This window comes from Cupriavidus sp. 291-E7 (assembly GCF_057798835.1).
The window spans coordinates 16,051-30,157 of record NZ_JBYOJV010000020.1; the positions used below are offsets into that span (position 1 = coordinate 16,051).

At 55.2% G+C, this 14,107-nt stretch carries 14 protein-coding genes; all 14 read right to left on the reverse strand.

What is annotated here, in order from left to right:
• Positions 1-5: 5 nt before the first annotated feature.
• The 14 genes from AC3FLX_RS27045 to AC3FLX_RS27110 all read right to left on the reverse strand — a co-directional run bounded on the left by AC3FLX_RS27045 (position 6) and on the right by AC3FLX_RS27110 (position 13,962).
• Positions 6-1,517 (reverse strand): EscC/YscC/HrcC family type III secretion system outer membrane ring protein, encoded by a 1,512-nt coding sequence (locus AC3FLX_RS27045; RefSeq protein ID WP_488700422.1) that lies wholly within the window; start codon positions 1,515-1,517, stop codon positions 6-8.
• Positions 1,514-1,906, reverse strand: a complete 393-nt coding sequence (locus tag AC3FLX_RS27050) for a hypothetical protein (RefSeq protein WP_488700423.1) — start codon at positions 1,904-1,906, stop codon at positions 1,514-1,516. Before AC3FLX_RS27050 ends, AC3FLX_RS27045 begins: the two co-directional genes overlap by 4 nt.
• A 178-nt stretch (positions 1,907-2,084) precedes the next feature.
• A complete protein-coding gene (locus tag AC3FLX_RS27055; protein WP_488700424.1) occupies positions 2,085-2,834 on the reverse strand; it encodes a lytic transglycosylase domain-containing protein in 750 nt (249 codons plus the stop codon).
• A 599-nt stretch (positions 2,835-3,433) separates the two neighbouring features.
• On the reverse strand, positions 3,434-4,720 hold the full coding sequence (locus AC3FLX_RS27060; RefSeq protein WP_488700425.1) for an EscU/YscU/HrcU family type III secretion system export apparatus switch protein: 1,287 nt from the start codon (positions 4,718-4,720) through the stop codon (positions 3,434-3,436).
• On the reverse strand, positions 4,717-5,475 hold the full coding sequence (gene sctT, locus AC3FLX_RS27065; protein WP_488700426.1) for a type III secretion system export apparatus subunit SctT: 759 nt from the start codon (positions 5,473-5,475) through the stop codon (positions 4,717-4,719). Before sctT ends, AC3FLX_RS27060 begins: the two co-directional genes overlap by 4 nt.
• Positions 5,476-5,503: 28 nt before the next feature.
• Positions 5,504-5,773, reverse strand: a complete 270-nt coding sequence (gene sctS / locus AC3FLX_RS27070; protein WP_488700427.1) for a type III secretion system export apparatus subunit SctS — start codon at positions 5,771-5,773, stop codon at positions 5,504-5,506.
• A gap of 9 nt (positions 5,774-5,782) precedes the next feature.
• The gene (gene sctR, locus AC3FLX_RS27075; protein WP_488700428.1) at positions 5,783-6,433 is read right to left on the reverse strand and encodes a type III secretion system export apparatus subunit SctR; all 651 of its coding nucleotides are present in this window, start codon (positions 6,431-6,433) and stop codon (positions 5,783-5,785) included.
• A gap of 243 nt (positions 6,434-6,676) precedes the next feature.
• Positions 6,677-7,939: a type III secretion system protein SepQ gene (locus tag AC3FLX_RS27080; RefSeq protein WP_488700429.1), complete on the reverse strand. Its 1,263-nt coding sequence runs from the start codon at positions 7,937-7,939 to the stop codon at positions 6,677-6,679.
• Complete coding sequence (locus tag AC3FLX_RS27085; RefSeq protein ID WP_488700430.1) at positions 7,926-8,486, reverse strand: hypothetical protein; 561 nt, start codon at positions 8,484-8,486, stop codon at positions 7,926-7,928. Before AC3FLX_RS27085 ends, AC3FLX_RS27080 begins: the two co-directional genes overlap by 14 nt.
• Positions 8,483-8,854, reverse strand: coding sequence for a hypothetical protein (locus AC3FLX_RS27090; RefSeq protein WP_488700431.1), 372 nt, complete (start codon positions 8,852-8,854; stop codon positions 8,483-8,485). Before AC3FLX_RS27090 ends, AC3FLX_RS27085 begins: the two co-directional genes overlap by 4 nt.
• Positions 8,854-10,179, reverse strand: a complete 1,326-nt coding sequence (locus AC3FLX_RS27095) for a FliI/YscN family ATPase (RefSeq protein WP_488700432.1) — start codon at positions 10,177-10,179, stop codon at positions 8,854-8,856. Before AC3FLX_RS27095 ends, AC3FLX_RS27090 begins: the two co-directional genes overlap by 1 nt.
• On the reverse strand, positions 10,166-12,214 hold the full coding sequence (locus AC3FLX_RS27100) for an EscV/YscV/HrcV family type III secretion system export apparatus protein (RefSeq protein ID WP_488700433.1): 2,049 nt from the start codon (positions 12,212-12,214) through the stop codon (positions 10,166-10,168). Before AC3FLX_RS27100 ends, AC3FLX_RS27095 begins: the two co-directional genes overlap by 14 nt.
• Positions 12,215-12,320: 106 nt before the next feature.
• Entirely contained in the window at positions 12,321-12,698 is a 378-nt protein-coding gene (locus AC3FLX_RS27105) for a hypothetical protein (protein ID WP_488700434.1), read from the reverse strand.
• A 151-nt stretch (positions 12,699-12,849) separates the two neighbouring features.
• Positions 12,850-13,962: a TyeA family type III secretion system gatekeeper subunit gene (locus AC3FLX_RS27110; RefSeq protein ID WP_488700435.1), complete on the reverse strand. Its 1,113-nt coding sequence runs from the start codon at positions 13,960-13,962 to the stop codon at positions 12,850-12,852.
• Positions 13,963-14,107: the final 145 nt, after the last annotated feature.

A 14,107-nucleotide genomic window follows, 5' to 3' on the forward strand; every position in this document is an offset into this window, starting at 1 on the left:
CCGCGTCAGCCCAATGAGTGCGGTTCAGCCTTGATTAGAAACAGGCGGACAACACGGTTGCTCTCACGTGTCTGGTTGCGGAACATACCCCCAATAAATGGTAGGTCGCCGAGCAGCGGAATTTTTGTAGCGCCCTCTCGCTGCTTCTCGTCGACGAACCCTCCCAACAGTAGGCTTTGCCCTGGTTTGAGGATGGCCTGCGTCGCAATGCCCGAATTTTTTATCTGGGGCAGTTGCTCGAAGTTGCTGGTCACGCCCTCTTGGCGACCGTCCTGGATGTCAAGCGTCAGCATCACTTCCTTCTCGCCGTGCGCATCAATTAGGCGCGGCGTCACTCGAAGCAAGGAGCCCGTGGCCACTGAGGCGAGTTCGGCCACGCGCTCGCCCTCAACTTTGGTATAGAACGTCACACTTCGGTCGAGAACGGCCTGGACGTTGTTTAACGTTACCACCGAAGGGCGTGAGAGGATCTTTGCTTTGGAGTTCTGCTCGAGCGCATTGACCTTGACGAAGAACTCCGACGAATTGTTGAGAAGTGCCGAGAACGTGCCGTTGGAGGCGGTCGTACCGTTGGCTACCCCGCTAGCTGTGTTAAAGGAGATCTTTCCGCCGCCGAAGCTAGCCGTGCCGCTGTAGTTCAAGCCAAGCTCTCGCATGTCACCTGCATCGACGTCGATGATGACCAGCGAGATTTCGATTTGCTGCGGTTTCTGGTCGAGTTGTCGGATCAGCTCCGCATAAAGAGCCATGTTGGCTTTGCGGTCTCGAACGATGACCGCGTTGTTGCGCGCATCAGCGGAGAAAGTGGTCTCGGTTCCAGCAACGGGTGCCATTTGGCCGCCGGCCGTTGGAACTGCTAGCGCCCGGCCTTTGACCATGTCACGTAATTCCGAAACCACACCGGGAATCGTCACCTGCTGGTCGCGGTACGCGTACGACGAATCTATCGCCGAAGCGTACCGCAACGGAAACACCTGGACGACTTCCTTGTTCTGCGTGTGGTTCAGTGTCTTCTGATCTAGATCTTTGGCGAGCTTGACTACGCGCTGTACGCACACAGGGACGCCGTACACCTCAACCGCATTGAAATTATTGACCTCCCTTACCGAACAAGAACCGGCTGTGAGCAGTCCAGCCTCACGCAGATACTCGGCCAGTTCTCCGGCTTCAATGTACGAGGGATTTAGCACGTCGCTTTGCACTTCCTGAGACTTGTAGACGTATAGCACTCGGCCGTCGAAGTACCACGACAAGTTGTACAACACTGAGAGCTGTTCAAGCACCTGTTGGGGGTTCTTGTCTTCGATGGTACCGACAAATGTGTCTGTGACCTCCGGGCTTACGATTACCGGAACGCCGAAATTGGCGCCAAAGTCCTTAAGGAGCATACTGACCTTCATACCGCGAGAGGACACGGAAAACTCACCTCCTTTCAGATTGAGCTTCGCGGCTTGAGCAACACCGACGTCCACAAGACAGATAAGCACAGTAATAAGTGCAATTTTTCTAATTATCATATTATCATTCCGATAGTTAACGGATCACCGCCATGTTCTGCATGACATATTCTTAACAATCTTTGTGCGAATTCTACGAGCGAAACCAATCTGTCATTAAACTGATCTTGGCTTATTCCGTGACAAAAAAATCTCCACAGCATCCAACGATCTGCTTGTTTTGATAAGCAGTCTTCGCTAGCTTCTGGGATTGTCGCGATACATAGAGATGTTTCATTTATCCAAGAATAAGACTCATCAATAAAATCCAGTCGCACGCCAATGCATATCCCGATATCACACAGCCAGGCCTCTGCCATCAACGATCCGAGTTCAATTCTGGCTATGGAACCGCTAACTTCAACTAGTTTGACAAGATCGCAACGCATTATGCTTTCGATCCATTCCACGTTTTTCATTATTGAGTTACAAACAATAGTTTGTTTCTATGGATTTTTTATTTACAAAGTACATTTACAAAATTAATTTATAGTATCTTTATTTTTATCTATGAATTAGTTTGGCACGAAATGAATTCAGTCGATTTTTTGAATCATAATTCTTGAGGAGGCATCGCTTTTTGTGCTTTTAATCAACGTTGGTACGTACTCCACCGTCCATGCGACGCCATTGGCCAGTGACATAGGTATTTTTTACTACCGCCATGCCAGGAGCTGATCTTCCTGGGCGGCGACTTTCGTCAAAGTCGACTGTCGCCATGCCACCAACTATTTGGTCCGCTTGCGAGCCAGAGCCCGATGAGGTCAGTGCCGCCTCGACCAAGCCGAGCACGTTGGGCACCACACCTCCAGCCCTCTCTGTGCCCGCGGTGCGGTCCGGCCTCGCGGGCCAAACTGCGCGCGACGCTGAACCCTGCGCATAAGGAGATTTCTCGTCCAAATGTGCTAGCACCTTTGTCACATAGGTCTGCGTCTCTGGATACGGCGGGATTTGACGGCCGAACTTCTCCACCGCTCCCTCCCCCGCGTTATAAGCTGCCAGTGCCAACCTGAGATTGCCGTCGAAGCGGGTCAGCAACTTGCTCAAGTACTCCGTTCCAACATGGATATTGGTGTGCGGATCGACGAGATTGGTAGCGCCGAAGCGCTTCGCGGTCGCCGGCATTACTTGCATGAGGCCCATAGCGCCTTTTGGCGAGCGCGCATGCGGTTGAAAATTGGACTCTACTTTCACCACGGCGCGGACCAGATCGGCGGCTATGCCGTGCTTGCGAGCCGCCGCCTCGATGAAAGGATCAAAGATGGACCTCAGCCCCGCACCACTTGCATTCTTGTCTGGAGATCGGCCAATGTCCGATTCGACATGGGCAGTTGGCAATCCTTGTGCCGACGGCAAGTGGGAAGTAGGATTACCCGAGTCGACCCGAACGTTTGTTATCTCCCTCCCTGTGATTTTGTCTGTCCCAACTCCCTTTGAGGCACGCGCGGGGACGGCCTCGATATCGTTTTTGGCCTCGCCTGCAACGGGTGTACTTTCCGTGATAGCAGCGCCATCCGAGCTTCCTGGCAATGCAGCACGTATCAGCGCACTAGCGTCGCTATCTGGACGGCGCCAGATCGTCGCGGGAGCGCCTCGCCACATATTCCTAGCGGGGCCGGCTTGGGACGGCGATGGTGTCACTGGCATGCCATGCGCTCTTGCGGTGGCCACCGTGGTCGCCCCATCCCCTTTGCTCCCTATGGATGCCGGCTGCACGGGCGTCGTCACCACGGGCGGTGGCAACGGGAGCCATTCAACGTTTGAGTCAATCCATGCGCTCGGAGACGATGAACCCGAGGTAACGGACAACCGGGATTCCATCGTCTCGGCAACTGCGGCCGCAGCAACAATGAGGGAGAGGATCGGCAGCATTGCCTTGCAAAACATCATCGAGAACTCCGGTTCAACTCGGTAAAATGTCCAGTCGCGCTATGCGCTTAACCGCGCCACCATTTACGGCGGCCGGCTCGCACTCCGTCCGCATGTAGATTTGGCTCTATTACGTTGTAACTAGTTTTCCCGCCCTCATAGTTGGCATGGAGTTCGCCGATGGCGGTAAGGTCATCGGGGTCACCAGGCACGGTCGATATTGTTCTTCGCTCGGCATGCGGGACAGATTCAGACCCCGAGACATTGAAATCAACGTCATCCAGTAGCCCTTCCTCAGCGAGGTCGTTGTCGAGCGTCTGGTCGCGCATCTCGTTGACGAGATGAAGTACTTCGGCTACCGGCTCAAACAGGTCGGCGGGAACGTATTCCCCTACTCCCGTCCGAGTAAATAGGGCACGTGCCAGTGGCACCTGTTCTACAAGGGGAACACCGGCCTCTTCGGCCACACCGATGATGCGCAGCGCACGTTCGCCGTCACCCTTCTCAATCACGCGTGGCAACGGCGTTTCTCCGGGAACAAAGTAGATGCAGACCGCGAAATGAGTCGGATTACGAACTACGGCAGTGGCCTTCTTCACGTTGCCATCAAGGCTCCCGCTCTGCAGTTCACGATGGGCTTCCTTGCGCTTGTGTTTGAGTTCGGGATCCCCTTCGGAGTTCTTGTACTCCTTCATGATCTCGTCGCGACTCATCATTAATTGCTTGGTGAGCTGCCGCTTCTGATAAGCAAGATCGACTGCGCCGAACACCACGTAGCAAAGTACCAATGTCCCCCACAACCAATAAACTATCTGTCCCGTCGCACGCAGGCCGCAATCGACGCCACACAGGGACAAAAATTGGAACGAGTTGAGGTTGTCCCTCATCAACAAATAGGTGGCCCAGGTTAGCACCGTCACTTTTAGCAACGACTTGCAGAACTCGAACACTGACTTCATGGAAAACAGGTTCTTGGCGTTCTTAATCACGCTCAGACGCTCGCCCTTTGGTTGCAATACCTTGGGTGAGAACATTAGTCCGACCTGACCGAAGAGGCTTGCGATTGTGCCCACCAACAACACGAGGATCATCGGGACCAGCAGGTCCAAGAACAGCGAGACGGAAGCGCCGAGCACACGGTCGAGGGCTACCGGCAAGGGCAACGTGATACTAGCCACACCCACGCGCATGAGGTCCTGCATGCCAGCCATCATGTCCGTTCCGCGCCACCAAAAATAGCCGAGGAGAATGGCCAACTGGACTCCGGTGGTTACATCATTGCTTTTCGCAACCTGCCCCTCCTCGCGAGCATCTTTAATTTTCTTGGGTGTCGGTTTCTCGTTTTTCTCACTCATCGCAACGTCCCCATCAGCTGCAAGGTCAGGGCACCAAACTCGTTGAAGCGCTGCGTGAATGGGCTCAGACCATAAGATAGTGAGATGGCCAATATGAATAACGCCAGTCCGCTTTTGATGGGCATCGCGACGAAGAACACATTAAGTTGCTGCGCGGAACGATTGACAAGTCCCAATGCCACGTCCACTAAGACCATAACGGAGATTGATGGCAGCGCAAATGCCACGCACATCTCGATCATGGCCTGCCACTGCTGGCCGATAAATTTGGATAACGACGCTCCCGATGTCAGCGTAATTGGCGTCAGCGTCGGTATAGATGTATAGGATGCGTACAACGCCGTGAGCATGGTATTGAATCCACCACTTACAAAAAATATCACAACGAGAATCTGTGAGAACAAGATGCCGAAGACGGAAGACTGCTCGCCGAGCAACGGATTTAGCACCGAGGCCATCGATGACCCTCGTATGGTGTCGATAGCCGTACCCGCCATCTCGATGGCCCAGAACGGCATTGCGACGCAAAAACCAATTACGAAACCGATCGCGACCTCCTTTAAACCGAGAATCGCAAGCATCGTAATCGAGATAGCGGTCAACTCAGGTGCTTTGGCTAGCTGGAGCGGTACGATTGGCAAGGCCATCACCAAGACGACCGCATTGCGGCAAAGGCTGCCGCCAAGCACGCGTGACGACAACATTGGCATCATCAGTATCAGGCCAAACGGGCGCAGCATGGCCACTGCGAGCATTAGCAGAAATGGCTCTCCGGGAGGCACCTTACTTTCCCATTGTCGAAATCTGATCGAACACCGCTATCGTGTACTGCAGTATCGTCACGCCCATCCAGTGATAGGACGCGACAAGTGTGAGACACACCGCTACGAGCTTGATCAAGAACTGAATGGTCTGGTCCTGAACTTGGGTCAGTGCCTGCACCAGGCTGACCACGACGCCTACTACGGCCGCTACTATTACTACGGGGAGCGACAGAAGTAGAACAAGCCAAAGAACGCCGGAAGCAAGCTGAACGATAACTTCGTTGCTCACGCTGCCCCCTCAAAAATAGGACTCGACGAGTTGGCCGAGCAATCGCTCCCAGCCCCCGACGAGAACGAACAGCAATAGCTTGATAGGCAACGAGATGGTGACAGGCGACACCATCATCATCCCCATGGCAAGCAAAATATTGGAAACAATAAGGTCGATAGCAATGAATGGTAAATAGAGAAGTAGGCCGATCTTAAAGGCCTCGATCAGCTCACTGACGGTAAATGCTGGCATCAGGATCAGCAACGAATCGTTGGGAATCCGTTTCCGATAGGCTTCTGGCCACATCTTGTCGCCTATATCGCTGAAAAATTTTACCTGTTTTTCTTTAACCTTAGCTTTTAGAAATTGGCGATATGGCTCGAGTATTTCTGTCTCGATTTGGCCGGAGGTTCCCGTCGTTTCCAACTTTATCGGATTGGCCTTAAGGTTGTCGCTGATGTTCAGACCGACGGGGGCCATAATGAACAGGGTCAGGACAAGCGAAAGACCGTATACGGCCATGTTTGGCGGAATCTGTTGGATTCCGAGGGCATTACGTAGCGTCGAAAGGACGATCGAGATTTTCAAGAACGACGTCCCCATGACCACAAAAAGCGGCATCAAGGACAAGGCGAATAGCAGCAGCATCAACTGCAGCGGTTGGTCAGCGATCGACATTAGACATTTGGCAGTTCCGTCAGTACCGGAACCATTCTGTTGACGGACACGTGGTTTTCCCACCAGGTGAAAACCTGAATCTGAAGGGGCGTGAGCGCGTAACACAAAGCTCTGGGACGTACGAGACCTACACAACCAACCTCACGCTTGGGTGGCTCAACGCATTGCCTAGCAATATGAAGTTACGGAAGATCGATATCAGAGCGGTGCCCTCTGTCGCGGCCCTTCTCGATCTTCCTCAAGCTATTCAATACGCATGACCAGGCGGTCATCTACGCGGAATAGCGAGCCGGTTGCAACGGTACGTCCGGATACCGTCAACGCCACCTTCCCTGTGACGCACGCAATATCAAGTACTTGTCCCGTATGGAGGGAGCGCAATGCATCGAGTGACATCGTCGATCGCGCCACTTCAACTACTGCAGTAAGTTTGATCCATTCGTCCGCGAGTCCTCCCAAGTCGGAACCAATCGTGGTCACAGGGTCACAGCGTTTTAGTTCGACGTGTTTGTGGGTGGCTTCGTGGCGGTGCACATCGTCTGGCACACCGATGAGCGACGAGTGAATAAGGTCCGGCATACTTTCTCCCGAGCGCAGCGCGCTCTCGATCTTCCAAAAATAGTTGTTCTCTTCCGACGCAGACTCGACCTTCTTCACACATTGAATGCGCGCTAGTACGTGGTCAGCCACAAGCCATGCTTGTCCTTCCTCAACGCGAGTCGCATCGTCGAGTACTACTGCGTCGCCTGGCGACAGCGACTTCACCTGCGAAAGCGTGAGTGTGGCCAACCCTGCAGCAAAGGTCACCGGGATCGGTGGCAAGGCAAACGGTAGAGCACGAGATTCCATCGTGGCTCCAAGCGCCGCAACCCAGTGGGCGGGAAATTGAAGCAGTCGCAGAGTGAGCATCGCGCCGCCACGGGAGACCGTCAAAGTCGGTGCAAATTCAAAGGCACAACTGGCGGCCGCTGTGCTGACGAATTCCAAGGACCCTAATCCCTCGGCAGCGGCATATTCCTGCAGGGGGATAAGTGCCCACTGCCCGAGTAGCGGCCTCAGCTCTTCGGGTGTGTGCGAGAATCGCTGTACCGTAAGTTGGGGTGATAGCCAATCGCACCATTGCTGTTCTTCCACCCACGCGTAGGCCGGCATTCCGTCGATACGCAAGGCGATTCCTACGCCATCTCCACCGCACTCCCGATACTTGAGATGAAAACTATCTCCCGCGGCACCTTTGAATGTATGGGGAAGCGGACTTGCGTTTTGTTCGGCGGAGTTGCAAGCCTCTTGAAGGCGATCGACCCGATCGATCTCACCGAGATCATGTATTTCGCCCTCTATGTCGAACGACGGGGCGTACATTTCTGGGCGACCCTGGGCCGCCGGTTGGCGCCGGCGCTGAGACGGCGTGTTGGCGGGGGCGTCGCTATCTCGCCCAAATCCGCGGCCACCGTCTATTGCGCGTGCCATCGCAGCTTCTTCGCTGCTCCAGTCATCGAGTAACATCTATCGCTTCCTTAAATTCGACTCTGACATCCGCACCCGCCTGCGCCTTAATTTCGTTGACGAGTGCGTCGCGGGCCAGCGCCAACCGCTTTTCCTGTATCCGAGTCTGGGGCCGTAGCGTCAGCACGATGGCGCTCGCATGCATTGCCGCTCGGATCTCGAGTCCAGCCCACGGTCCCGCGCTGAATCGCAGATTAAGTTCTCCCGCCTTGCTCCCCAAGGCGACTAGATGTGCGTCCGGCGGCAGATCGGAGAAGTCGCTTTTGGCGATTGCCGATGCCTTCGAAGCCGTGCGCACGATTTCGCCATCCACCGAATGCATGCCACGTCTGACGTGCATACCAGGCAGCATGAACCCGGCGCCGGGGAGGCCGCTCACTTGTTGCTGCGCACCAGACTCTTCGCTCACGCTGGCTTGGGCCGGCTCTCGTTTGCGTCGCTTGAGCAACCCTGCAAACGCTTCGCGATCCCCGCTGTTCGGAGGGCGCCGCTCCGTCACAGCACGAACAGCCGTCTGGTTAGGGCTTTTTAGCGACCTCACCGTCATATCCACTCCTCTATCACCACCGCCAATTTTTCCTGCCCGCGCAGGTTTGCCTTGAGTTCGTTGGCGACCTCTCGCGACTCTCGTTCCTTCGCCTGTATCTCAGCGCCTAGTTTCTCTAGCCGCTCGCTCAGGGCCTGCTCGCGCGCGTAGAAGTCATGCAAGCTCTCCTTAAGCTTGCGTAACGCGGTGCCCGCTACTTCCCGCTCAATGCGCGACGCCTCGCTCCACGCTTGGCGCAGCGCTAACTGGTCCGCTCTATTTGTTTGGCGCGCTTCCCGGGTTGCCGCGATGTCAGCCTCGAGACGACGGATGCGGTTGCGAAGGCCGATCTCGCGGCACCGCTTGATTTTCATCAGTTGGCTTAGCATCACCCTTCTACAACGTTACGCAGGCCAGCAAGTGTTTCGGAGAAGCTCGGCTTTTCGCCGGACGACTGCCGTAGAAAGGAATCGAGCCGCGCGCGTCGATCCAGCGCATCGTCGGCCTCGGCGTCATTTCCACGCTGGTACTCGCCAACCCGCACGAGCAACTCGATCTCCTCATACTGCGCAGACAGGCGTACCGCCCGTCCTGCCAACGCGCGGTGATCAGCTGACGTCACCTGCCCCATCACCCGGCTCTTGCTTTGCCGGATGTCGATGGCCGGGTAGTGGTTTCGCTCGGCGAGCTTGCGCGTCAACACGATGTGCCCGTCCAAGATCGACCGCACCTCGTCGGCGATCGGTTCGTTCATGTTGTCTCCCTCGACGAGAACGGTATAAAGACCGGTAATACTTCCACGTGCAGCGCAACCGGCCCGCTCAAGCAGGCGTGGCAGTCGTGCGAACACACTTGGAGGAAAACTCCCTGCAGCGGGGGGCTCGCCGGCAGCCAAGCCGATTTCGCGCCCCGCACGCGCGAAGCGCGTCAGCGAATCAATCATAAGTAGGACATTGAGTCCTTGGTCGCGGAAGTGCTCGGCGATTGTGGTCGCGGTGTAGGCCGCCTTCAGGCGCTCCAGCGCGGGACGATCGGATGTCGACACCACCACTACCGCCCGCTCGCGCGCCTCGCGCGTGAGTGTCTGGTCAAGAAACTCGCCCACCTCACGGCCACGCTCGCCGACGAGGGCCAGTACGACTACATCCGCGAGGCTGCCGTCGCAAATCATGCCTAGTAGCGTGCTCTTCCCGCCGCCCGCTGCCGCGAAGATGCCGACTCGCTGTCCGCGGCCGCATGTAAGGATTGCATCGATCGCGCGCACGCCGAGCGGCAGCGGCTCATCGATCGGCTGTCGTGTGAGTGGGTCGGGCACCTCGGCATCTAGCGCACGCATCTCGCAGACTTGTGGCACCGGTGGCCCACTCAGCCGCCTACCCAATCCGTCGACTACGGATCCGATAAGATGAGAACCCACCGGAATCCTATGTACGGACCCAAGCGGCTTGACAAGCGCGCCGCAAGCCATGCCCAGCGGCTCGGCGAAGGGCGAAAGCACGGCGATCTCGCACTGAAGTCCCACGACCTCGGCGAGGATGCTTTCCACCTCACAGACCTCGCCAAGCGTTGCACCGGGCAGTGTCGCCTTGAGCAACGTCGGCCCAACTTCCACCACGCGGCCAAATCGCTCGATTGGTCCGACGACGGGGTGCCTGCATCGCGTGAATGAGGAATCCAGCAGGGCGACAACCGACGCTTCGTTAATGGAGCGCATCTTCTATCTCCCCAATCAGATCTATATTGCCAAGCACGCGTAATTGCACATCGTCGCCCAACTCCTGAAACGACAGTACCGGCACGCGAAATAGATCGCGCTCGAGAAACTTGCGTAGGAACCGACGTACATCGATAGCGGTCACTAGGGCACCATCTGCTCCTTCATACTCACCAATGCCCTCCTTGATTCGTGCCACGATTTTTTCGACCTGGTCAGCTTGAAGTGTTGAGTAGGATCCCGCAGCCGTCTGGCGGATCGAATCGCGGATCACGTTCTCGATGCTTTCGCCAATCAACCACACATTGGCTCTCGCATCGTTCTGGGCGTGTCGGCTCACAATTTGTCGACGCAGCGCTACTCGCACGTACTCGGTAAGCATTACGGCCTCCTTCTCTTTTGGGGCCCATTCGATCATGGCCTCAAAGACCGTCCGCATGTCCCGGATCGAGATACCTTCTGCGACCAGCCGCTGAAGCACATCCGACACCTTGCTGACGGGCACTTGACGTTGGAGTTCCTTCACCAGTTCCGGATAACGGCCTTCCATCGCGTCCATTAGGAAGCGGGCTTCCTGAACGCCGATGAATTCGTCGGCGAAGCGGTCAACAACCAGCGACGCCACATAGACGATACAATCCAAGTCGAATAGGAGCGGCAGGCCGGCCTGCCGCAGGCTGTCGGCGCGCTGCGTATCTACCCACTGGAGTGTCAGTCCACCAAAGGGGAGCTCGTCCACTTCGAGAACCGCGCCCATGCGGGCGCACTGCTTACCAAGCAACAGCATGCCGTTGCGTAGGGTTACGTTTATTACAGGTTCGTTGTAAAGAAGCATCGAAAAAGTCCCGGGCGGTAGCGCCTTGTCCGCCCGCAGCTCGATCTTCGAAAGTGCTACGCCGAGACGTTCAAACTTCTCCCAGCGCAACCGCTCGAGGGCTTCGGCTAACTCCGGCCGCGCGGCCAAGTCCAGTGACAGCTTCAGCGTCAGAGGCTCGGCGCCCGGCGTCATCTCTGCACTCTTCTCGCCAGAGCCTTCCGGCGGATTGCCGGCCTCTCCCGTGGCCTTTAGCTTGCGTAGTGAGAAAAAGCCAATTAGCCCGATACCAACGCCTAGCGGGAGAAAGATGAAGGCGGGGAAGCCCGGCACGAGCGAGAAAATAAACATTACCCCGCCGGCGATCATAAGCGCGTAGGGTTGCCGCGAGAACTGGACCACCAAGTCCTGCGCCAGGTTCTCGCGCTTCTCGCCAGGCACACGTGTAACAACGATTCCCGCTGCGATCGAGATCAGCAACGCGGGGATCTGCGCGATTAGTCCATCGCCGATCGACAGCACCGCATAAATGTCGACAGCCTTACCCACACCCATACCATGCTGCATCACGCCTACAGCGATGCCCCCCACAATGTTGACGAGGATTACGATGATGCCCGCGATTGCATCGCCCTTGACGAACTTCATAGATCCGTCCATCGCGCCATACAACTGACTTTCCTTTTGCACCATCCTGCGCTGCCGCTTGGCCTCGGCCGCGTCGATGGTGCCGGCGCGGAGGTCGCCGTCGATGCTCATCTGCTTTCCAGGCATAGCGTCGAGAGAAAAGCGCGCACCAACCTCTGCAACACGCTCGGCGCCTTTTGTGATTACGATAAACTGCACGATGGTGATAATTGAGAAGACGATGACACCTACCGCCAAGTTGCCTCCAACCACGAAGTTGCCAAATGCCGTGACAATCTCGCCAGCATCGTGCTGCAGCAGGATTAGACGGCTCGTACTTACAGTCAGCGCCAGACGAAAGAGCGTGGTGATCAGCAGCAGCGACGGCAGAGCGGAAAGGTCGAGCGGATCGCGTACATAGATCGCGGTCATGAGAAGCATCAACGCCATGCCGAAATTCAGCGCAATAAGCAGATCCACAATGAGCGTAGGCAGCGGCAGGATCATCATAAAGACCGCCACCATCAGGACGATCGCGAGCACGACGTCCTGGCGCCCCCGTAAGGCAATAAGCCATGAGGCGATGCGCTTCATGACAGTTTCCTCTTTAGAAGACTGACTTCGCGGCTAGCGAAAAAGGCAGACATCGACCGTGAAGGGAAGATTGCTGCGGCAGCAAACGGTAGGAAGCGCATGGCTTTCAAAAACGGCATGCCGTCTCCTGTAGGCAACTTTCCAACAGCCTGCGCTGCGCACGGGCCATCCGATACCAAAGTTCAGCCAAGCTTCCTTCGGGAAAAGTCGCGGAAACGTAAATTCCGTCGCCCGCATAGAAAGCCCGTACGGGGATGCCCCCTGTGCAGCTAGGAGACCATAGCGACATAAGAGTCTCCAGCACTGCCGGCGCTTCCCGGTCGTCGATCTGACGCATCGATGAGAGCATCACCCGATCGTTGCAAATTTCTACGAAGAGCCGAAAGTTCCCATCACAGATTTCCATCGTTGGCTCAATGCGAATATGGCGCATGTCTAACATTGAGAAAAATTTGTCTAAATTTCTTTTGGTTTTTATATCCATAATAGATAATTAAAAAACCTACAAATATATATTCTGACAACTAAAATAGACAAACTCGAAAATAAAAACGTTTTTTTACACTAAAATTATGAAAATACGATTCGCATAGCGTTGAAAATATGAATTTCATCGATCTATCGGATTCTATAATTCACTCTTTCAGCATCAAACATTCTGCGTTTTCAATCGCCTTACTTAGGCTATCCAATATTTGACTCCGATGCTCCTCGTCACGGAAACATGGGTCCGGAAGCCCTTTACTGAGGTCGTACAATTTTATTGAAAGCAGCTGTATTTCGGACGGATTAAGAAATATTGCACGCCCTTCTTCGACTATCCATTCTGGCGTCAGCCAGAAATTATCAACCATTTTCAATAACATCTTGAGCACATCATCTGCACTAAGTTTTGCCGACTTTATGTTTTCTGCAATATGTCGACAGCGCTCCTCGCAACCAATAAAAAGCAGCAGGCGTTTAAGGTCGAAAATCACTTCTGCAAGATGTTCCTTTTCCAGGATTCTCTCGTCGATTCCTGATAATTGGAAACCTAGCGCCCGGATCAATACCTTGATCTTCCGGTCCCTATTTTTCATGCCTGCTAGTTTCTCGAAGAACCTAACCAGCCCCTGCCGCACTAGGGATGATTGCTGATAGAGCATCCGCATTTGAGCCATCGTGTCACGGCTTGTGGCCCCGAACTCCAACCAGCCCAGCAGCGTAAACTCCCAGTCCGACCCGGAGCCCACGAGCGCCTCCAATTCCGCCTCTAACCGCTTGCGTCGCGCCCCGGGAGGGCTACTTTCCGCAGCATGGCTTAACAGAAGCGCCATCGCGGCCGGATGGAGCGAAACTCTTCGCATAGACAACAGAAGATGATCCGGATCATCGCAGTCAGGGAACTGTCGCAATAGGTCCTCCAAGACTGGGTCCTTCGTCTGAAATAAGCGACGCGAGATCGTATTAACCAGCCCGCGTGCTACAAGTGCATCGTTGCGAAAGTCCCCCCGGAGGGCAGCATAGTGTCGTGCGCTATGCTGTCGAGCGAAGTGCACCCCACGCGCGGAAGCTAGCGTTCGAGCAGCAATGTCAACTACTGATGAAGCGGGGGTAACCTGAAACGGGCGATTCGCGCCGCTCGCCCCGCCTGCATTAGAAGTGCGACCGCTTTGTTTGACTGCTTGAGGTAAAGGAATAATCCGGCCGTTGAGGCCGTTCGTTCGGGTCACAAGAGTACCTCCTATTTGCGCGGAGAAACGGTACACATCACTGATTCAAAGCTGGCCAATGCGTCAATTTTAGTACTCAAAATAGCTGTCTAATTACTGTGCCATTGCGAATACGGAATCAATAAAATATTAGTAGCATCCCTTTAATTATCTTCGTTCGATAAAATCCTTGCGGCGCGCA

Bases quoted from the DNA above. Each gene is read 5' to 3' on its own strand.
- AC3FLX_RS27105 (WP_488700434.1), bottom strand. From the start codon at position 12,698: ATGGATATAAAAACCAAAAGAAATTTAGACAAATTTTTCTCAATGTTA.
- AC3FLX_RS27080 (WP_488700429.1), bottom strand. From the start codon at position 7,939: ATGTTACTCGATGACTGGAGCAGCGAAGAAGCTGCGATGGCACGCGCA.
- sctR (WP_488700428.1), bottom strand. From the start codon at position 6,433: ATGTCGATCGCTGACCAACCGCTGCAGTTGATGCTGCTGCTATTCGCC.
- AC3FLX_RS27090 (WP_488700431.1), bottom strand. From the start codon at position 8,854: ATGCTAAGCCAACTGATGAAAATCAAGCGGTGCCGCGAGATCGGCCTT.
- AC3FLX_RS27100 (WP_488700433.1), bottom strand. From the start codon at position 12,214: ATGAAGCGCATCGCCTCATGGCTTATTGCCTTACGGGGGCGCCAGGAC.
- AC3FLX_RS27085 (WP_488700430.1), bottom strand. From the start codon at position 8,486: ATGACGGTGAGGTCGCTAAAAAGCCCTAACCAGACGGCTGTTCGTGCT.
- sctT (WP_488700426.1), bottom strand. From the start codon at position 5,475: ATGCTCGCAGTGGCCATGCTGCGCCCGTTTGGCCTGATACTGATGATG.
- AC3FLX_RS27045 (WP_488700422.1), bottom strand. From the start codon at position 1,517: ATGATAATTAGAAAAATTGCACTTATTACTGTGCTTATCTGTCTTGTG.
- AC3FLX_RS27060 (WP_488700425.1), bottom strand. From the start codon at position 4,720: ATGAGTGAGAAAAACGAGAAACCGACACCCAAGAAAATTAAAGATGCT.
- AC3FLX_RS27095 (WP_488700432.1), bottom strand. From the start codon at position 10,179: ATGCGCTCCATTAACGAAGCGTCGGTTGTCGCCCTGCTGGATTCCTCA.